The following is a 19,271-nucleotide window of genomic DNA, read 5'->3' on the forward strand; positions in this document are numbered from 1 at the left end:
GGGTAATCGGCGACCCTGGAAAGTACGCGGCGGCACCTGACCGCCGGAGCGGACGGATTCAGAGGGACCGGACGTACGGAGAGCGCGAGCATGTCTGTCGAACGCATCGGACTCGTGGTTCACCGGGGCCGTCCCGCGGCCGTCGAGGCGGCGAGCGCCGTCCACGCCTGGTGCCGCGCGCATGCGATCCCGTGCAGGGAGATCGATGTGTGGCAGAGCCGTGAACCGCGTCACGGAGGCCAGGAGGAGGCCACCGCGGCCGGCCATCCCGACCTCGTACTGACCCTCGGCGGCGACGGCACCTTCCTGCGCGGAGCACGGATCGCCGCCAAGAGCGACGCGGCGGTGCTCGGGGTAGATCTGGGCCGGGTCGGGTTCCTGACGGAGGTCCCGGCGGAGAAGGTCACGAAGGCGCTGGACGCCGTCGACGAGGGGCGCGCCGAGATCGAGGAGCGGATGACGCTCACCATGCGGACCTCGCGCGTTCCGCAGATGCCGACCGTCATGGAGGCGCTTCTGCGCTATGGCCGCGTGCCGTCGCTGCCGCCGCCCCATGTCCGGACGGACACCGAGGAGGGCGACGGCTGGGGGGTGGCGCTGGACATCGTCGCCGTCAACGATGTCGTACTGGAGAAGCTCGTCCGGGACCGGCAGGTCAGCCTGGGGGTCTATATCGCGGGACGCCTTCTCGCCGCGTACTCCGCGGACGCGGTCATCGTGGCCTCCCCGACCGGCTCGACGGCGTACAGCTTCGCGGCCGGAGGCCCGGTGCTCTCGCCGCACATGGACGCCGTGGTCTTCACGCCCGTGGCCGCGCACATGACGTTCGACCGTACGGTCGTGGCGGCGCCCGACGAATCGGTGGCCATGCGGATACTGCCCCACTCCGGGGAGGTGGCGCTCAGCATCGACGGGCAATTGCGCGGGGTGCTCGGGCCCGGCGACTGGGTCGGGGTGTACGGCGCCAAGTACCGGCTGCGGCTGGTCCGGTTGGGCCCCACCGACTTCTACACCCGGCTGCGCGCCCGCTTCCGGCTCACCGACGCACCCGCGACGGCCGCCGACGGCGAGTCGGCCCCGCTGTTCCGCCCCAACACCCCGGTCCCGGACGACCTGGCCCATCTGCGCCTGCCACCGCCCCCCTCGGAGTGACGGTTCACGGTGAGCGGCGGCGGAAGGGGTATACGACACGCCCTGGGAGGCCCGGCATACCGATCGAGGGAAGGCGGGTGACGACGGCGTGATGAGACAGGGCGCGGACCACCACGGCCGGCACGAGACGGTGGAGGAGCGTGCGGACCGCCTCTGGGGCGAGCTGCTCCAGGAACTGCGCGTGGCGCAGACCGGCGTGCAGATTCTGTTCGGATTCCTGCTCACGGTCGTCTTCCAGTCGCGGTTCACCGATCTGTCGGAGGCCGACCGGGTCATCTACACCGTCACGGTGATGCTCGGCGCGGGTGCGGTCGGCGCGCTGATCGGGCCGGTGTCGTTCCACCGTCTGCTGACGGGACGGCGGTTGAAGCCGCGGATGGTCGTCTGGGCCTCCCGGCTGACCGTCGTCGGGCTGGTGCTGCTCTTCTGCACGATGGTCTCGGCCCTGCTGCTCATCCTGCGGCTGGCGGTGGACCACACCCTCGCGCTGTGGCTGGTCGCCGTGATGGCCGTGTGGTTCGTCCTGTGCTGGTGTGTGCTCCCCGCGTTCGCCCGTCACGCGGTGCGCTCGGAGAACGGAGCGGGCGGGCCGGACGAGGGGCCGGGCGGCGGACATACGGAGGGGTGACCGCCACCGGGTCCCCGCGGGGGAGGCACGCTGCCCGCGTCGGTCGAGCCGGTGGCGGCGGCCGGGGCTGATCAGGCTCGATTGCGAAGAGTCCCCCGACGAGTAAATGGTTCTGGACAAAAAAAGTTGTCGGTGCGATGGTGGAGCCATGTTGGACGTGACCGTGATCGAGGACGCGGCGGCGGCAGCCGTCTCGCTGGACCCCATGAGAGCCCGGCTGCTCGCCGAGCTGGCCGTCGGGCCGGCGTCGGCGACGATGCTCGCCGGGCGGGTCGGGCTGCCCCGGCAGAAGGTGAACTACCACCTCAAGGCGCTGGAGCGGCACGGCCTGGTGGAGCTGGCGGGGGAGCGCAGAAGAGGCAATGTCACCGAGCGGCTGATGCGGGCCACCGCGGCCTCGTATGTCATCTCGCCGCTCGCGCTGGCCGCCGTGCAGCCCGACCCGGCCCGCTTCCGTGACCAGCTCTCCGCGCGCTGGCTGCTCGCGGTCGCCGCGCGGCTCGTACGCGACGTGGGCGCGCTGATCACCGGCGCGACGAAGGCGCGCAAGCGGCTCGCCACCTACGCGCTCGACGGAGAGGTGCGCTTCGCCTCCGCGGCCGACCGGGCCGCGTTCGTCGATGAGCTGACCCGTGGCGTGAGCGCGTTGATCGCCAAGTACCACGACGAACACGCGGCCAATGGCCGCGATCACCGGATCGTCGTCGCGCTCCATCCCACCGTCAAGCCCGGCACCGTCACGTCCGACGCCGTGGGGCCGGTCCCCGTCACGTCCGACGCCGTCGGGCCGGCGGGCGCCGGACCGGCGGTCGAGAGCGGGTCGAACCCCTCTGACGCGCGGCTGCCCGAACGCGCGTCGCACACCCCAGCACTCTCACACACCCCAGCACCCTCACCCGCACAAGCACCCTCACACGCACAGGAGTAGGTCGTCATGTCCAAGGAATTCGAGATCGTCCGCGAGTTCGAGGTGGACGCGAGTCCCGAGCAGGTCTGGGAAGCGCTCACCACCGGTACGGCGGGCTGGCTGTGGCCCATGGAGTACGAGCCCCGCGAGGGCGGTGCGGCGCCGCACGGCGGCACCGTCACGGCCTGGGACCCGCCGAGGCGGCTGACCGGACGGGTCGAGAACGTCGAAGGGATTTCGCAGCAGACGCTGAACCAGCTCGACCATGTCATCGAGCCGCGCGAGGGCGGCGGTTCGTGGGTGCGGTACGTCCACAGCGGCATCTTCGTCGACGACTGGGACAACCAGTACGACGGTGCCGCCAAGCACACCGACTTCTATCTGCACACACTGCGCCAGTACCTGCTGCACTTCACCGGACGCGCGGCCGTGTTCGCCGCCGTGGACGGACCCGCCGCCTCCCGGGCCGCGGGCGCCCTCGACGTCGCGAGCCGGGGGCTGGGGCTGCCGGACGAGGCGGCGGAGGGGGCGACCGTACGGATCGAGGTGCCCGGCGCGGGGCCCGTCGACGCCGTCGTCGACTACCGCAATCCGTACTTCGTCGGTGTGCGCACCGACACGGCGATGTACCGGCTGTTCGGCAGGAACCACTTCGGCGCGCCGGTGGGGATCAGCGTGCACGACTTCGCGCCCGGCGCCGACGCCAAGGCGATCGAGGGCACCTGGCGCAACTGGCTCGACGGCCAGTACGCGTAGGTCCTGTCCGGTCGGTGGTTCACCCGTACGGCCCCGCTCAACCCGCTGCGGGCCGGGAGAAGACGGCATGATCAAGACGTTGCTCCAGGCATCCGGGGCGCCGGGGCGTGCCCCCGGGGCCCGACCCGAACGGGAACGGGACACATATGGCGACGTGCGCGGCACTGTTCGACATCGACGGAACGCTCGTCGACACCAATCACCTCCATGTGACCGCCTGGTGGGAGGCGTTCCGCCAGGCCGGGCACACGGTGCCGATGTCGACGATCCACCGGGCGATCGGCCTCGGCTCCGGCGATCTGATCGCGCATCTGCTCGGCGACGAGCGCGACCGCGGCCAGGACGCGCGGATCAGCGCCGCGCACACCACGCTGTACGGGACCTGTCTGGACCGGCTGCTCGCCTTCGAGGGGGCGGGTGATCTGCTGCGGTCGCTCGCCGACCGCGGCTGGCGGATCGTGCTCGCCACCCCGGCGGGCGAGGCCGAGATCGCCGCGCTGCGCGGGGCGATCGACGCCGACGACGTCATTCTCGGGACCGCGGGCACGGGCGACGTACCGGCGGGCGAGTCGGCCCCCGACCCGGTCGGCCCGGCGCTGGAACTGGCCGGGGTGCCGGCGGAACTGGCGGTGTTCGTCGGCGACTCGGTGTGGGACATGGAGGCGGCGACACGAGCCGGTGTCCGCCCCGTCGCCCTGCTGTCGGGCGGCATTCCGCGCGCCGCCCTGGAGTCCACCGGAGCGGTGGAGGTGTACGAGGATGCGACCGATCTGCTGGCTCGCCTCGACACCAGTCTCTTCGCCGAGCTGGACGGTCGCTGAGCCCGGCTCTCTCACGTACGCCGCTGAGCCCGGCTCTCACGGACAGCGAGAGCCGTTCAGCCGTACGCCGCGCCGCCCGCGGCGGTCAGCCCGGGGCCGGTGCCCGTCGCGTCCGCGTCCACTCCCGCAACCCTTCGGCCGGCCAGGTGTTGACGACCCGGTCGGCGGGCACGTCGCACTCCTCCGCCCGTGCGCAGCCCAGGAGTTGCCAGTCGAGCTGCCCCGGCGCGTGCGCGTCCGTGTCGATGGCGAAGAAGACCCCGGCCGCCACCGCCCGGCGCAGCAGCCGACGGGGCGGGTCGAGCCGCTCGGGCCTGCTGTTGATCTCCACCGCGGTGCCCGATTCCGCGCACGCCTCGAACACCGCGTCCGCGTCGAACGCCGACTCCGGCCGGCTGCCGCCCGGCCCGCCGCGATCCCGCCGGCTCCGTCCGATGACCAGGTCCTGTCCGGCCGATCTTCGTGGGCCCGCGGCGTCTGGCACGGCACCTCGCCGCGTTGTCGGAGTCGTCCACGTACGGCCGGGCCATCCACAACGACGATCCTCCGCCTTGCGATGCACCGCACCAGACGCCGCAGGCTGATCCACGAAGATCGACCGGACAGGACCTAGCCGTCCCGTGCAGTGACCCAGCACATCGGTCAGTGGGTTGCGTACGGCGGCGATCATGCGTCGCGTCATCGGAGCGGCGTCCATGCGCAGTTTCGAGTGGACGGACGCCACCACTAGATCGAGCTGGTCGAGCAGTTCCGGCTCCTGGTCGAGCGAGCCGTCCGGCAGGATGTCGCACTCGATACCGGTCAGCAGCCGGAACGGCGCCCACCGCTCGTTCAGTTCCGCTATCACATCGAGCTGTTCACGCAGCCGCCCGGCCGTCAGCCCCCGGGCCACGGTCAGAGTGGGGGAATGATCCGTGAGCACGGCCCATTCATGACCGAGCGCGGCTGCCGTCCGTCCCATTTCCTCGATGGGGCTGCCGCCGTCCGACCAGTCGGAGTGCAGATGGCAGTCACCGCGCAGCGCCGCGCGCAGTGTGTGTCCACGCTCCGCGAGGGGCCCGGCGGCCTCCTGCTCCAGCCGCGCCAGATACTCCGGAACGGAGCCCTTCACCACGGCTTCCACGACCTGTGACGTCTTGGGACCGATGCCGCGCACCCGGCCGAGCGTGCCCGCCTCGGCGCGCCGCGCGACCTCGTCGGCGGGCATGTCCGCCACCACCGCCGCGGCGGTACGAAACGCCCGCACCCGATAGGTCTCGGCCCGCGAGCGCTCCAGCAGGAAGGCGATCCTGTCGAGAGCCTCCACCGGATCCATGGCGCCCCCAGTCTGTCGGTGGCCTGTCGGCGGGCTTCCGGTCCGGCGGCAAGGTCTGGCGGCAAGGTCCGGCCGTCGGGGTTTCGCCGTCGCGGTTCCGCTCGTCGGCGGGTTTCCGGTTCATTGTCCGCCCCCGGGTCGCGCCGCGCATGGCGAGGCCCCGCGGACGGGGGATGTCGCGGGGCCTCACACTGCGCGAGGAGTACGTCCGGCCAGCGCCCCATCGGGGCCGCCCGTCCGCGCCGTACGTCCTCGACTCTTCACATCACCTCTGCCGCGGGGAGTCCGGCCGACGCGCCCATGGTGGGCGAGCAGTCGTCCGGTCCATGCCTCATGGCCGGGTCACCACTGTCCGGGCCGCCGAGTGTTGGCGGTGGAAGTCCGGACGGCGTCCGGCGTGGCGGCGGGGGTAATGTGCCGAGCGGTGGGTCAGTTTCCCGCGGTACGACGCTTGCGTGCGGCCCACATGATGCCCGCTCCGGCGACCAGTACGACAGCGGCCGCACCGGCGATCATCGGGGTGGCGCTGGAGGAACCCGTCTCGGCGAGGTCGTCCCCGGCCGGGCTCGGCTGCGAGGAGGGAACCTCCGCCGACGCCGAGCTGCTGGCCTCTTCCGAGGGCGTGAGAGTCGACGAAGGCGTGGGCTTGGGCGCCTCGGTGGAGGGCGTCGCCTCCGAAGGCGTCGGAGTCGGCTTCGGGGTCTCCGACGACGGCGGCTGAGTGGGCTCGTCGCAGACCGGAGCGGTCTTCGTCTCGTCCTTCGAGAACTGGTCGCCGTCGGCGGCCACCACGACGAGACGAACGCTCAGCTCGCTCTTGTGCTCGGGAAGATCGAGCTTCTTGTGGAAGTCGTTCTTGAAATTCTGGGTGGGCAGCAGGTCCTTGCCGTCCACGGTGACCGTCACCGTGTTCTTGTCGCTGTTGCCGTAGGCGGTCAGGTCGAGGCTGACCTCGGAGCAGGTCACCGACCACGTCGGCGTGTGCGCGACGGCGGGAACGGCCGACAGGCCGACACCGAGCGCGCTTGCCGTGGCGACGGTTATGAGGGCGCTTCTGCGCCGCCATGATCCGCTGAATAGAGTCACAAAATCCTCCGCGATAACCGCGCCGCCCACGATGACGGCGCGCGCGCACAGTACCGCCATCCGCACCGGCCCCATCAACCGCCCCACCCAACTCGCTCTCTCCGCACACCCCATGGACCTGCTGAGACGCCGGAAAACGGTCCGCGCGGCGCGCGCGGGCGGCGGGAGCGAAGCTCATGATCACATCCGGCCGCGCGGCCGGATCTTGTCGTCCTCGCTGATGGCGCCCATGATTGCGGGCCCGAAGGGGGGCGGGCGACGGCCTCTCCGCCCGAATACACCTCGTCTCCATGTGTCGTGGGCAAAAACTCCGTCAATAATCCGGCGGGAGTTTCCCGTTGCGCCGTGAACGAGCGATTCACGCCAGGGCGATGACCGGGAGAAGCCGGGCGTCGGCCCACGCTTTCCCGGGTCGATATATCGGCCGACCGGTTTTATCCCCGCCGCCGCGGCAGCCCTTCCCGTACCCATTGCCACGCGGCGGCCAGCCGGGGGTATCGCTCACGCGTTTCGCGAGAGGCGCGGTCCAACTCCTCCATTAGCCGCTGGGAGCGGTTCTCCATGTCGAGCTCGTCCAGGATCCGGTCGATCTCCGCGAGCAGCGCGCCATGGAGCTGCCACTGCCGAGGGTGCCGCTGGACGCCTTCCAACAGCAGTCCCGCCAGTCGTTCCCGGCTCACGTTCGCCGCCCGCAGATCCTCCGCGAGCCGTGACTCCGCGGTCTCCGCGCTCTGGCTGGCCTCCGTGGTGACCAGTACGGCGAAACTCACGACGGCGTTGGCGATACGGGCCAGCAGCTCCTTGAGCGCGATCCCCACATCCTGCGGGAACAGCGGCTCCTCCGTACGCTCCTTGGCGAGGTCGGTCAGTGTCCTGGCCAGTACACGCAGCACCACCGTGCAGATCTCCAGGGTGTCGAGACCGGTCCGCAGCACCACGCGGTGCAGCAGCCCCTCCTTGACCCGGGGGTTGAGCCGGACGCTGTCCTCCGCCTGCCGGAGATCGGCGTCCACTTCGCTGATGTCGTGGTCGAGCCGGCGCGCCTCGTGCAGCCGGTCGGCGGCGCGCTCGACCGGAGTGGGCTCCGTCAGCCCCTCCCCGATGCGCAGCAGCAACTGGCGCATACGGCGGGACAGATCCTCGATGGACTGGCCGGCCGTACGGACCCACACCGGCGGCACGAACAGGAAGTTGAACAGCAGCCCCACCACCGCGCCGATCAGCGTCTCCAGCACCCGGTCCCAGGCCGTCGACGCCACCCGTGTCACCCCGAGGACGAGCATCGCGCTGATCGCGACCTCCGGCACGAACTCGTCCACCCGGACCAGCCGCCCGACCAGCAGCGAGGCCACGATGATCAGCCCGAGACTCCACCAGGTCAGCCCGACCAGCACACTGAAGCCGCTGGCGACCAGCACCCCCGCGACGACGGCGTTCACCCTGCGGATGCTGGTGGTCAGGGTCGAGTAGAGCGTGACCTGTACGACCAGCAGCGCCGTCAGGGGAGCGGTCAGCGGCGCGGGCTCGCTGCTCAGCCACAGGGCGACCACGTAGGCGATCGTCGCGGCGGCGGCCGACCGCATCGTCTGTACCAGGACGGGTTGCGGGCGCCGCCCCCTCACCAGCTCGGCCACCGGCTCTCCCACCGCGTTTCGGACAAGACGCACGACCTCACACTTCCCAGGCCCTAGCCCGGACCCCGCCGGCCCCCGGCCCGCGCACCGGCTCCGCGCGTACCGTCAGAGCGGTCGCAGCGCCGGCGGTGGTGTCTTCTCCGACCACTCCAGGAACGGCCGCTGATGGCCACCGCCGATCCGGATCAGCGCGATCTCGGTGCATCCGGCGCCGACGAAGCCGGATCCGGCCCGCTCCGCGCCCACCACGTGTGCGACGAGGGCCCGCGGAGCCGCCTGCTCCGTCATGATCGTGTGTCCGATTCGCACCATGATCAGCGCTTAGCCGATCCGCCTCGGCAGGAAACCTACCGCCGCCCCGGGCAGGGCCAATGGGCCGATGCCCGGACGGATCCGTGCGTATCGATCCGCGCGGGCGGACCCGCGGTCGCTCTCGCGTACCCTGAATCAGTTCCGTACGGGCATGCTCACCGACCGGTGGGCGGTGCGCGGCCGGGCCCTCTCACGACCCCGGCCCGCACCCGGTGGAAGCGGCCGACGCGGTACGCCGGGGAGCACCCGGGACCGGTGGCGCCACGCTCCGGCCACCCGCGGTGATGCGGGACGGGGAATGATGAGGTAGACACCTTCCCAGCGGGTCGATCGGCATTCGGGCCGCGCGGCCGCTCGACTCTCCGAACGGTTGTGCATGCCTTCTTCACCGTCCCGTCAGGATCCGCCGCAGGGACCGAGCACGGGGGCCGCGCCGAACGCGCGTCCGCAGCATCACGACATCTTCCTCGAACCGCGCTACACCGTGGAGCTGCCACCGCTGCCCGACGGCGAGGGCGAGGATGAACCCTCCATGGACAGCGTGTTCGACCGGCCGCCGGCCCGCCGCCGTACGCCCACCCCGCGCCGCGGATAGCCGGGGACGCGGCGCGGCGGCCCGCCCGGACGGGCCGGGTGACACCTAATCATCACCCGGCCTGCCGGCCGTCGGCCCAGACGATCCCGTAGTACCTCAGCTGCTCGTCCTCCGAGACGAGCCGCATCCCCACCGCCGTCATCACGCGCTGGGACGCGGTGTTCTCGTGATCGGTGTCGCCCTGGACACGGGTGATACCGCTCGCCCGCGCGAACCGCAGCAGCTCGCGCAGGGCCTCGGAGGCGTAGCCCCTGCCGTGTTCCGACGGGATCAGGCCGTAGCCGATCGTGACGGTGAGGTTCTCGTCCGGGGCGCCGTGGAAACCGAGACCGCCTATGGTGTACCCGTCCTCGCGACGGCGGATCTCGTAGGAACCGAAGGGCTGGGGATCACCGGTGATCGCACAGGTCGTCAGATAGCGTCTGGCCCCCACCATGTCGCCGTCGGCGGGATACCCGGGCGCCCAGCGGTCCCCGTCCGCCGGCTCGGCCGCGGCCACCCGTTCGGCCTCCAGAACACTCAACGGATGAAGCACCAGCCGCTCTGTCACAAGATCGTCCATGACACGGAGACGTATCACGTGCCGCGGTGGCACCACATGTGTTTCATCCGATGTCCATGCCCCGTCCGCCGCCCCGTCCCGCGCTACCTGTGGCTCGGACGGCCGGTCCCGGGGCGTCAAGATCCCGTCAAGGTCCGCGCGGACGACGGCAGGGCCGCGTCAAGACCCTCGGCGGCCCGGGTTCCCGGAGGTCGCCGAGGGAAAATTGCGGTCGAGGGCCGCTGGGACGGTCCTGAGTCCGGCGCTGGGACGGTTCGGTCCGGCGCACGAGGTACGGCGAGGTGGACCATGAGATTCCCGCTTCGCGACCGCATCGCACTGGGCGCGGCCCTGATCGCGCCTCTCGCGGTCGCCCTGTTGCTGCTGCCGCTCCGTCCGGCCATGGCGAGCGCGGACCTGGCGCTGATTCTCGTCGTGGTCGTCGTGGCGGTCGCCGCCATGGGCAACCGTCTCGCCGGCGCGGTGGCCGCGCTGTCGGCGGCCGTTTGGTTCGACTTCTTCCTGGCCCGGCCGTTCGAGCGGTTCGCCATCACCGGCGCGAGCGACGTCGAGACCGCGGTGCTGCTGCTGGTGGTGGGACTCGCCGTGTCGCAATTGGCCGCCCATGCCAGACGGCTGCATGTCATGACGGTGGTGGACGCCGGGCTGCTCAGCCGGATCCATGACACCGCCCGGCTCGCGCAGTCCACCGGCTCTCCCGACGCCGTGGTCGACCAGGTGAGCCGGCATCTCGTGGAGATCCTGCGGCTGCGCGGCTGCCGGTTCGAGTACGGCAGTCTTCTCGGCCACCCGGCGCGTCTGGAGCAGGACGGCACCGTGACCGTGGACCACAAGCGGTGGGACATCGAACACCTCGGCTGGCCCGAGGGCGATATCGAGCTGCGGGCCTCGGGCGGCGGGCACTACGTGGGGCGGTTCATGTTCCGGCCCAATCCCGGCCTCGTACCGTCCAAGCAGGTGCGGCTGGTGGCCGTGACGCTCGCCGATGACGCCGGGGCCGCCCTCGACACCGTGGGCCCGGTCCTGGACACCGGCTGAGGCCCGACGGCCCGACGGTCCGACGGCGTCACGGCCCGGCGGCCACGGCCCAGGGGCGCGACCCAGCGGCGCGCGACGGTTCAGCGGAGAGGGATGGACACCCCGCGCTCCGCGTCGGGCCGGGGGCCGAAGATCCGGCGCTCGCTCTCCTGGATCCGTACGTCGTTGATGCTGGCCTCGCGGCGGGACATCAGGCCTGCCGCGTCGAACTCCCACAGCTCATTGCCGTACGAGCGCCACCACTGGCCGTCCGTGTCGTGGCTCTCGTACTGGAAGCGCACGGCGATGCGGTCGCCCTCGAAGGCCCACAGCTCCTTGCGCAGCGCGTACTCCAGCTCGCGCCCCCATTTCCGCGTCAGCAGTTCGACGATGGCGTCGCGGCCGGTGACGAACGCGTCCCGGTTACGCCACCGCGAGTCCTCGGTGTAGGCGAGCGAGACCTTGTGCGGATCGCGGGTGTTCCACGCGTCCTCGGCGGCCTGGACCTTCTGCTTCGCCGTATCGAGGGTGAACGGCGGCAGGGGCGGACGAGTGCTCATCACGGGCTCCTTCTGGTGCGGCTGATGCGGACTGGCGGGGGCTGGCGGGGACTGGCGGGGACTGGACTGGTGCCGACGGGCACCGACCGGTGCGGACCACGGTAGAGAACCATCGTTCTCCTCGCTCCTGATACCGTAGAGAACGATGGTTCTCGGGTCAAGGAGCGAGGGGACGAGGAACGGGGTGGGGAGCGTGACGAGGATGGACGGCGCGGCCGCCAGGGAACAGGCTCTGGACGCGGCGGAGCGGCTGTTCTACGCCCGGGGGGTCCAGAGTGTCGGCATGGACGACATCCGCGGTGCGTCCGGGGTCTCGCTCAAGCGGCTCTACCAGCTCTTCCCCGCCAAGGATCAGCTGGTCGAGGCGTATCTCGCACGGCGCGACCTCGTATGGCGGCAGCGGCTGGCCGACCGGGTGGACCGGCACCGGGATCCCGAGGAACGGATCCTGGCGGTCTTCGACCATCTGCACGCGTGGTTCGGCGAGCCCGACTTCCGTGGCTGCGCCTGGATCAACGCGTACGGCGAACTCGGCGCCACCTCACCCCGGGTCGCGGAGCAGGCGCGGGCGCACAAGCTGGCCTTCAAGCGGTATCTGGCCGGTCTGGTGGCCGACGCGAAGCTTCCCGCGGGCACGGCCGATCAGCTCCAACTCCTGGCCGAGGGCGCCATGGCGACCGCCGGGATACTCGACACCGCGGAACCCGCCCTCCAGGCGCGGGAGGCCGCCGTCCTGCTGGTGCGGGCCGCGCGCTGAGCGGTGACCCCCGCTGAGGCGCGCCCCCCGGCTGAAGAGACCCTCTGGGGCGCGGACACGTCATGGGTCATTCTGGAGCGGTACGGCACGCCATGCCTCTCGTACGACAGGAGCCGCGCCCGTTATGAAGATCACCGCTGCCGACACCATCGTCACCAGCCCCGGCCGTAACTTCGTCACCCTGCGCATCACCACGGAGGACGGCATCACCGGACTCGGTGACGGCACCCTCAACGGACGTGAACTGGCCGTCGAGAGCTATCTGTCGGATCATGTGGCGCCGCTGCTGATCGGCCGGGACGCGGCGCGCGTCGAGGACACCTGGCAGTACCTGTACCGGGGCGCGTACTGGCGCCGGGGGCCGGTGACGATGGCCGCCGTCGCGGCCGTGGACACCGCGCTCTGGGACATCAAGGCCAAGGCCGCGGGCATGCCGCTCTACCAGCTGCTCGGCGGGGCCTCCCGCACCGGCGCCCTCGCCTACGGCCATGCCTCGGGACGGGACGTGCCCGAGATCCTGGACTCCGTACGCGCCCATCTGGCCCAGGGATACCGCGCCATCCGTATCCAGTCCGGGATCCCGGGGCTGGACTCGGTGTACGGCGTGGCCGCGTCCGGTGCGGGAGGCGGCGACCGCTACGACTACGAACCCGCCCGCCGGGCGGCGGACGGACCGACGCGGCCGGTGGAGGAGGTGTGGGACACCCGGGCATATCTGCGCCACATGCCCGGGGTGTTCGAGGCGGTACGCGCGGAGTTCGGCCCCGAGCTGCCGCTGCTGCACGACGGACACCACCGGATGACGCCCGTCCAGGCGGCCAGGCTGGGCAAGGACCTCGAACCGTACGACCTGTTCTGGCTGGAGGACGCCACGCCCGCCGAGGACCCCACGGCCCTGCGGCTCGTCCGGCAGCACACCACCACGCCGCTGGCCATCGGAGAGGTCTTCAACTCCCCGCACGACTACGGCGTTCTGCTGAGCGAGCGGCTGATCGACTACGTACGCTCGGCGGTCACGCATGTCGGCGGCGTCACGGCGTTGCGCAAGCTCCTTGATCTGGCCGCCCTGTACGGCATCAAGTCGGGCATCCACGGACCCACCGACATCTCTCCCGTCGGTATGGCCGCGGCGCTCCATCTCGACCTGGCCGTGCACAACTTCGGGATCCAGGAGTACATGAAGCACTCGGCCAGGACGCTGGAGGTCTTCCGGACCTCCTACCGCTTCGACGAGGGGCTGCTGCATCCGTCCGATCAGCCGGGCCTCGGTGTGGAACTCGACGAGGCGGCCGCCGCGCGCTTCCCGTACGAGCCGGCCTATCTGCCCGTCAACCGCCTCACGGACGGGACCGTGCACGACTGGTAGCCGACCGGGCGTGCGGGACTTCCGCGAACGCGTCAGCGGCGCCCCACCGGCCCGGGGTGTTCCCCCGGCAGCCGGCCCGCCGCGACGGCCGCGGCGAGCGCGGCGTGGTCGGCCGCGTTGCGGTCGGCGTAGCGCAGCGCGAAGTCGGCCATGGCGCGGTCGAAGGCGTCGGAGCCACCGAGGTAGTGCGCGATGGCGATCCGGTCGCCGGACCGTGCGTGCGCGCGGGCCAGCGCGGCGCCGCACAGCCGCGCGTAGTCGTGCAGCAGGGGCGGCGACAGGTCCTCGACGACGAGGGAGCTCTTCATGTCACGCAGCTGACGCCAGTAGAAGTGCCGGCCCTCGGGCCCGGTCACCCACCCGAGGAAGATGTCGCTCGCGGCCTGGAGCAGCCGCTGTCCCGCCACCACCCGGTGGCCCTGGTGCGGGTAGGCGCTCTGCTGCACATGGGCTTCGAGCACGGACCGTTCGGCCTCCCTGATCTGGAGGAACAGCGGATCCCCGGCGTGCCGGCCCTCCAGCAGCACGATGTAGCAGCGCGTCCCGACGCTGCTGACACCCACGACCTTGCGGGCCGCGTCGATGAAGCGGAACCGGTCGAGGAGTGTGCGCCGCTCCTCCGGGAGTGTGCTCCGGTAGCCGATGAAGATGCGGCGGAGCACGGCCATGTCGAGCCGGCTCACCGGTTCGATCAGCGGCGGGTCGGGGGTGATCCTGCGCTGCCCGTCCGGCGCGTCGGTCAGCATGTCCAGCGTCCGCAGCCCGATGCGCTCCCCGGCGCGCGGCAGCCGCGACTCGACCCGCTTGCGATGTTCCGACCGCATGAGAGGAAGGATGTCCTCGGTGTCGAGACGCTCGTACCAGACGTCGAGTTCACCGCGGGCGGACAGCCGCCGCATCGACGTCCGGTAGGCGGCGGACGCGGCGTGTACGGCTTGCCGGGTGTGGGCCTCGGAGTGGCCGTTGTCGCCGGCGGCGACCGCGATGCTCGCGGCGAGCCGCTTCACATCCCACTCGAAGGGACCGGGAAGGGTCTCGTCGAAGTCATTGAGGTCGAAGAGCAGCGCGCGCTCGGGCGAGGCGAACACACCGAAGTTCAGCAGATGGGCGTCCCCGCAGAGCTGGACGGTGAGTCCCGTGCGGGGCTGGGTGGCCAGATCGGCGGCCATCACGGCGGCGGCGCCGCGCAGAAAGGCGAACGGAGAGGCGGCCATCCGCTCGTAGCGCAGCGGCAGCAGTTCGGGGACGCGGTTGGCGGTCTGGCGCGCCAGCACCGTGAGCGGATCGAGCCGGTCGGCGGCGGGTATCCACAGACCGTGCGAGGACCGGGACGCCTGTTTGCGTGCGGCCCGGCCGCGCTCCGCCCGGTCCGCGGGAGTGGTCATCACGGCCCCTCTCCCTCCGCTGGTCGGTGACGCCGTATCGCCGGTGAGCACGAGCATCGCGTTCCGGCGTCGGGGGAGCCCGGCGTGACGGCCATTCGGGTGGTTTTCACACAGGAATGCACCGTGACGGCGGACAGCGGAGCATTCTCGGATCACGGCGTGTCGGCCTACGACGCGTGCCATGCTGGATAAGCGCCCTTACCCCACGCGACAACGCAACACAGCACGTTCACAGGGCGATTCGGGGAGGTCGGATGGATCCGGTCCGGAAATCCACAGACACGTCGCCCGCCGGTACGGGCCGGTCGCCCGCGCGTACGGGGCCGTCACCCACCGATGCGCGCCCCTCGCCCGCGTGTTCGGGCCCGCCGTCCGCCGGTACGGGCCGGCCCCCCGGGGATACGGCCCCGGCGCCGGACCGCACGGGCCAGGCGCGCAGGGCACGGCGCCGCGAGCGGCTGCTCACGACCGCCACCGAACTGTTCCTCACCCGCGGTTACCCGGCCACCTCCATCGAACGGATCTGTGTCACCGCGCGGGTCTCCATCCGTGCGTTCTACGAGGAGTTCGAGGGGCGTGAGGCGCTGCTGATCGCGCTGCACAACGATGTCGCCCGTTCGGGCATGGAAGCCGCCCTGACGGTCCTCAGCGATCCCGCGACGGAGTCCGCGGACACCCGCGACAGGATCACGGCCCTGACCCGCGCCTATGTGGACGCCGTCACCGCCGATCCCGCTGCCACCCGGATCGCCTTCATCGAAGTCATCGGCGCCGGACGCGCGGTGGAGGACCACCGGCTGCTCTGGCGCGGCCTGTGGACCGACTTCCTGACCGGGGAGGCCGAGCGTGCCGTGGAGCGCGGCGAGGCCGTACGGCGCGACTACACGCTCGCCATGGTCGCCCTCATCGGGGCGGTCAACGAAATGGTCGGGCACTGGGCGCGCGATACCAGCGCCTTCTCGCCGCTGATGCTGGCCGACGAATTGGTCCACCACGCACTCGCCGTCCTCGGTCTCTCCGGCGAATCCGTCGGCTCCGTCGGCTCCGGCGGGTCCGGCGGGTCCGGCGGGTCCGGCGGCTCCGGGGCTCCCGTGGACGGTGAGAACGGCGAGGGCAGTGTGGGCAGTGCGGTGAATGTGGTCAGTGTGGACGGCGCGCACAGCGGCCTCGCGGACGAAGGGAAATGACGCGATGACCGGACTCTGGCACCAAGTACTGCGCACCATGTCCCATCCGGGCGCGTCCCCCGACGACGATCTGCTCGCCCGAGCGGCGGCGGACATCGCACTGCGTGAGCACCCCCATCCGCCCGCCGACGCCCAGGTGGTACTGGAAATCGCCCGCAACGAGTTCGCCGCCGTCCTCACGGTCGGGCAGGCGCGGTCGGCCCTGGACCACGCGCGCCGGATGGCGAAGGACGGGCCGGCCCGGTGAGCGAGCGGCGCGGCGGCGGGTGAACGCGATGGTTGTGGAACGGGCCGAACGCGCGCTGAACAGGCACCGCGCGGGCCTCGGAGCGTACGCCGCGCTCCCGGACGGATAGCCTGTGACCACGATGAACCGTTTGACGACACCCTGGGGCGAGTTCGGCCTCACCCGATTCCCCGAGCATCCCCGCGACACGCTGCGCGCGTGGGACGCCGCCGACGAGTATCTGCTGCGGCACCTCGCGGGCGCCGATACGGGGCAGGGGGAGGCGGGACGGCCGGGTGACGCGGGGGCGGCGGGGGCCGCGGGGGACGCTTCGGAAGGCAGCGAACCGACGGACCTGTCGGGCACGGTGGTCGTCGTCGGGGACCGCTGGGGCGCGCTGACCACGGTGCTCGCCGCGCGTCGGCTCGAACAGCTCGTCGCGGACCCGCTCGTCCAGATCACCGATTCGTATCTCACCCAGCAGGCGACCCGCGCCAATCTGCGCCGGGCCGGCGTCGGCGACGATTGCGTACGGCTGCTCTCGGCCAGGGACACCCCGCCGGAACGCGTCGACGTGCTGCTGATCCGCGTCCCCAAGAGCCTCGCGCTGCTGGAGGACCAGTTGCACCGTCTCGCCCCGGCGGTGCATCCGGGAACCGTGGTCATCGGCACGGGACGGGTCACCGAGATCCACACCTCCACACTGAAGCTGTTCGAGCAGATCCTCGGCCCGACCAGGACCTCGCTCGCGGTCAGAAAGGCGCGGCTGATCTTCGGTACGGCCGCGCCGGGGCGCACACGGACCGCCAGCCCCTGGCCGCACGGCTACGCGCTGCCGGACGGGCTCGGAACCGTATCGGGCCGTACGGTCGTCAACCACGCGGGGATCTTCTGCGCCGAGCGGCTCGACGTCGGTACGCGCTTCCTGCTGCGCAATCTGCCCCGGCGCCACGGTCCCGAGCATGTGGTCGACCTCGGCTGCGGCAATGGTGTGGTGGGCACGGCCATCGCGCTGGAGAACCCGGCGGCCAGGGTGACATTCATCGACGAGTCCTTCTCGGCGGTGGCCTCGGCCGAGGCCACCTTCCGCAAGAACGTCGACTCCGGGACCGCGGCGGAGTTCGTCCTCGGCGACAGCATGACGGACGTACCGGCGGGGACGGTCGATCTCGTGCTGAACAACCCGCCGTTCCACACCCATCAGGCGACCACCGACGCGACGGCGTGGCGGATGTTCACCGGGTCGCGCGCCGCGCTGCGGCCCGGGGGTGAGCTGTGGGTCATCGGCAACCGGCACCTCGGCTACCACACCAAGCTGCGGCGGCTCTTCGGCAACTGCGAGACCGTGACCAGCGATCCGAAGTTCGTCATCCTGCGGGCCGTCAAGCGCTGAGCCGACCATCAAGCGCTGAGCGGCCCGTCAAGCGCTGAGCCGGGCGCCGGGGGCTGCGCCGGGCGCCGAGGCTGCGGCCGGGGGCCGCGCCGGGGCGTTGGGGCTTCCTCCAGGCGGCCTCGCATCTGCGCTGGATGATTGTCTTGAGAATTGTATGTGCGAGCGAATACGGCCTATCTTGTCGCACATGCAGTCCTACACCATCGGTCAGGCGGCGAGGCTTCTCGGGGTGAGCCCCGACACCGCGCGCCGCTGGGCCGACGCCGGGCGGGTCGCGACCCATCGCGACGAGGGCGGACGCCGTCTCATCGACGGCCGCGCGCTCGCGGCGTTCTCCATCGAACTCGCGCAGAACGACACGGGCGAGGAGGACGTCTCGTACACCTCGGCCCGCAACGCGTTTCCCGGCATCGTCACCGCCGTGAAGCTCGGTGATGTCGCCGCTCAGGTGGAGATCCAGGCCGGTCCGCACCGGCTGGTCTCCCTGCTGACCCGGGAAGCCGTCGAGGAACTGGGCCTTGAGGTCGGGATGCAGGCCACCGCCCGTGTGAAGTCGACCAGTGTGCATATCGACCGCACATGACCCGCGCGGTTCCCGAGGCTTCGCGGTGCGCCGCGCCGCCGGCCGTTCCCCGGGCCGTCGTGGCCGGCCGCTTTTCCGTACCGCCCCGAGGCGTCGCCCGTCACCGGCGCTCCTGTCACTGTCCGCTCGCGTGCCCGTACCGGGCCCGTACCGCCAAGGAGTCCACCCTCATGTCCCTCGCCCTCACCCGGCGTCGCGCCGCGACCGTGCTCATGACCGCCGCCCTTCTCGTGCCGCTGGCCGCCTGCGGCGGTGAAAGCGACAGCAAGAAGGACGCAGGCGCGGGCTCCACGAGCGCCGAGGAATCGCCGAGCGGTGCCCAGGCGGCGGATCTGACCGTGCTGGCCGCCGCCTCGCTGACCGATGTGTTCAAGACGGCGGGCGCCGCCTACGAGAAGGCGAACCCGGGTACGAAGGTGACGTTCTCCTTCGCCGGTTCGCAGGAGCTGGCCGCTCAGGTCAAGCAGGGCGCTCCGGCCGACGCGCTGGTCACCGCCGACACCAAGACGATGGACGGTCTCCGGGGCGACACCGGCTCGCCGGAGATCATCGCCAAGAACCGGCTGGTGATCGCCACCGGCGAGGGCAACCCGGACCGGATCGAGAGCCTGAAGGACCTCGCCGACCCCAAGCTGAAGGTCGTCCTGGCCGCGCCCGAGGTGCCGGTCGGCCGCTACAGCGAGCAGGTACTGGACGCCCAGAAGATCGTGGTCAAGCCGGTCTCGCAGGAGCCGAACGTGCGCGCCGTACTGAGCAAGGTCGAGCTGGGCGAGGCCGACGCCGGCATCGTCTACAAGACCGACGCCGCCACCGCGACCGACAAGGTCGACGCCATCACCATCCCCGACGCGCGGAACGCCATCGCCGACTACCCCGCCGCCACCCTCAAGACCTCCGAGCACACCGAAGCCGCCGCCGCGTTCGTCAGCTGGCTCAGCGGACCCGAGGCGCAGAAGATCCTCCAGGACGCCGGGTTCCAGAAGCCGTAGCACTCAGCCGGTGACCAGCAACTCCGCCTCCCAGGAAGCC

At 71.3% G+C, this 19,271-nt stretch carries 21 protein-coding genes; 14 read left to right on the forward strand and 7 right to left on the reverse strand.

Going from position 1 to position 19,271, the window contains the following annotated elements; translation table 11 throughout:
- Positions 1–90 precede the first annotated feature (90 nt).
- The 5 genes from ACIRQP_RS19425 (at position 91) to ACIRQP_RS19445 (ending at position 4,264) form a co-directional block, all read left to right on the forward strand.
- The gene (locus ACIRQP_RS19425; protein ID WP_403891320.1) at positions 91–1,152 is read left to right on the forward strand and encodes an NAD(+)/NADH kinase; all 1,062 of its coding nucleotides are present in this window, start codon (positions 91–93) and stop codon (positions 1,150–1,152) included.
- A gap of 91 nt (positions 1,153–1,243) precedes the next feature.
- Entirely contained in the window at positions 1,244–1,780 is a 537-nt protein-coding gene (locus ACIRQP_RS19430; protein ID WP_403891324.1) for a DUF6328 family protein, read from the forward strand.
- A gap of 148 nt (positions 1,781–1,928) precedes the next feature.
- The gene (locus tag ACIRQP_RS19435) at positions 1,929–2,708 is read left to right on the forward strand and encodes an ArsR/SmtB family transcription factor (RefSeq protein WP_403891327.1); all 780 of its coding nucleotides are present in this window, start codon (positions 1,929–1,931) and stop codon (positions 2,706–2,708) included.
- A 6-nt stretch (positions 2,709–2,714) separates the two neighbouring features.
- Entirely contained in the window at positions 2,715–3,443 is a 729-nt protein-coding gene (locus tag ACIRQP_RS19440) for an SRPBCC domain-containing protein (protein WP_403891330.1), read from the forward strand.
- Between the two features lie 146 nt (positions 3,444–3,589).
- A complete protein-coding gene (locus tag ACIRQP_RS19445; protein WP_403891333.1) occupies positions 3,590–4,264 on the forward strand; it encodes an HAD family hydrolase in 675 nt (224 codons plus the stop codon).
- An 85-nt stretch (positions 4,265–4,349) separates the two neighbouring features.
- Here the strand turns inward: ACIRQP_RS19445 and ACIRQP_RS19450 are convergent, their stop codons facing one another.
- The 4 genes from ACIRQP_RS19450 to ACIRQP_RS19465 form a co-directional block, all read right to left on the reverse strand.
- Complete coding sequence (locus ACIRQP_RS19450) at positions 4,350–5,579, reverse strand: PHP domain-containing protein (RefSeq protein ID WP_403891336.1); 1,230 nt, start codon at positions 5,577–5,579, stop codon at positions 4,350–4,352.
- A 429-nt stretch (positions 5,580–6,008) separates the two neighbouring features.
- The gene (locus ACIRQP_RS19455) at positions 6,009–6,665 is read right to left on the reverse strand and encodes an LAETG motif-containing sortase-dependent surface protein (RefSeq protein ID WP_403891339.1); all 657 of its coding nucleotides are present in this window, start codon (positions 6,663–6,665) and stop codon (positions 6,009–6,011) included.
- 434 nt (positions 6,666–7,099) lie between these two features.
- Positions 7,100–8,248: an aromatic acid exporter family protein gene (locus ACIRQP_RS19460; protein WP_403891605.1), complete on the reverse strand. Its 1,149-nt coding sequence runs from the start codon at positions 8,246–8,248 to the stop codon at positions 7,100–7,102.
- Positions 8,249–8,404: 156 nt separating this feature from the next.
- Positions 8,405–8,611 (reverse strand): hypothetical protein, encoded by a 207-nt coding sequence (locus tag ACIRQP_RS19465; RefSeq protein ID WP_403891341.1) that lies wholly within the window; start codon positions 8,609–8,611, stop codon positions 8,405–8,407.
- Between the two features lie 376 nt (positions 8,612–8,987).
- On the opposite strand from ACIRQP_RS19465, the gene ACIRQP_RS19470 reads away from it, so the two are divergent.
- A complete protein-coding gene (locus ACIRQP_RS19470) occupies positions 8,988–9,206 on the forward strand; it encodes a hypothetical protein (RefSeq protein WP_403891344.1) in 219 nt (72 codons plus the stop codon).
- Between the two features lie 52 nt (positions 9,207–9,258).
- On the opposite strand, the gene ACIRQP_RS19475 is transcribed toward ACIRQP_RS19470, so the two are convergent.
- Positions 9,259–9,768, reverse strand: coding sequence for a GNAT family N-acetyltransferase (locus tag ACIRQP_RS19475; protein WP_403891347.1), 510 nt, complete (start codon positions 9,766–9,768; stop codon positions 9,259–9,261).
- 288 nt (positions 9,769–10,056) lie between these two features.
- On the opposite strand from ACIRQP_RS19475, the gene ACIRQP_RS19480 reads away from it, so the two are divergent.
- A complete protein-coding gene (locus ACIRQP_RS19480; protein ID WP_403891350.1) occupies positions 10,057–10,806 on the forward strand; it encodes a DUF4118 domain-containing protein in 750 nt (249 codons plus the stop codon).
- 80 nt (positions 10,807–10,886) lie between these two features.
- Here ACIRQP_RS19480 and ACIRQP_RS19485 read toward each other — a convergent pair whose 3' ends face one another.
- Complete coding sequence (locus ACIRQP_RS19485) at positions 10,887–11,345, reverse strand: DUF1348 family protein (RefSeq protein WP_403891353.1); 459 nt, start codon at positions 11,343–11,345, stop codon at positions 10,887–10,889.
- Between the two features lie 202 nt (positions 11,346–11,547).
- Here ACIRQP_RS19485 and ACIRQP_RS19490 point away from each other — a divergent pair, with 202 nt between their 5' ends.
- Both ACIRQP_RS19490 and manD read left to right on the forward strand, forming a co-directional pair.
- The gene (locus tag ACIRQP_RS19490) at positions 11,548–12,102 is read left to right on the forward strand and encodes a TetR/AcrR family transcriptional regulator (protein ID WP_403891607.1); all 555 of its coding nucleotides are present in this window, start codon (positions 11,548–11,550) and stop codon (positions 12,100–12,102) included.
- Positions 12,103–12,226: 124 nt separating this feature from the next.
- The gene (gene manD / locus ACIRQP_RS19495) at positions 12,227–13,468 is read left to right on the forward strand and encodes a D-mannonate dehydratase ManD (protein WP_403891355.1); all 1,242 of its coding nucleotides are present in this window, start codon (positions 12,227–12,229) and stop codon (positions 13,466–13,468) included.
- Between the two features lie 32 nt (positions 13,469–13,500).
- Here manD and ACIRQP_RS19500 read toward each other — a convergent pair whose 3' ends face one another.
- Complete coding sequence (locus ACIRQP_RS19500) at positions 13,501–14,853, reverse strand: DUF2252 domain-containing protein (RefSeq protein ID WP_403891358.1); 1,353 nt, start codon at positions 14,851–14,853, stop codon at positions 13,501–13,503.
- 254 nt (positions 14,854–15,107) lie between these two features.
- On the opposite strand from ACIRQP_RS19500, the gene ACIRQP_RS19505 reads away from it, so the two are divergent.
- The 5 genes from ACIRQP_RS19505 to modA all read left to right on the forward strand — a co-directional run bounded on the left by ACIRQP_RS19505 (position 15,108) and on the right by modA (position 19,231).
- Complete coding sequence (locus tag ACIRQP_RS19505; RefSeq protein ID WP_403891361.1) at positions 15,108–16,040, forward strand: TetR/AcrR family transcriptional regulator; 933 nt, start codon at positions 15,108–15,110, stop codon at positions 16,038–16,040.
- Between the two features lie 4 nt (positions 16,041–16,044).
- Positions 16,045–16,287: a hypothetical protein gene (locus ACIRQP_RS19510; protein WP_403891364.1), complete on the forward strand. Its 243-nt coding sequence runs from the start codon at positions 16,045–16,047 to the stop codon at positions 16,285–16,287.
- A gap of 121 nt (positions 16,288–16,408) precedes the next feature.
- Positions 16,409–17,659: a methyltransferase gene (locus ACIRQP_RS19515; protein ID WP_403891609.1), complete on the forward strand. Its 1,251-nt coding sequence runs from the start codon at positions 16,409–16,411 to the stop codon at positions 17,657–17,659.
- Between the two features lie 187 nt (positions 17,660–17,846).
- Positions 17,847–18,242: a molybdopterin-binding protein gene (locus ACIRQP_RS19520; RefSeq protein WP_403891367.1), complete on the forward strand. Its 396-nt coding sequence runs from the start codon at positions 17,847–17,849 to the stop codon at positions 18,240–18,242.
- 170 nt (positions 18,243–18,412) lie between these two features.
- The gene (gene modA / locus ACIRQP_RS19525; protein ID WP_403891370.1) at positions 18,413–19,231 is read left to right on the forward strand and encodes a molybdate ABC transporter substrate-binding protein; all 819 of its coding nucleotides are present in this window, start codon (positions 18,413–18,415) and stop codon (positions 19,229–19,231) included.
- The last annotated feature ends 40 nt before the right edge of the window (positions 19,232–19,271 follow it).

The organism is Streptomyces sp. NPDC102274 (assembly GCF_044766385.1).
Taxonomy (GTDB): domain Bacteria; phylum Actinomycetota; class Actinomycetes; order Streptomycetales; family Streptomycetaceae; genus Streptomyces.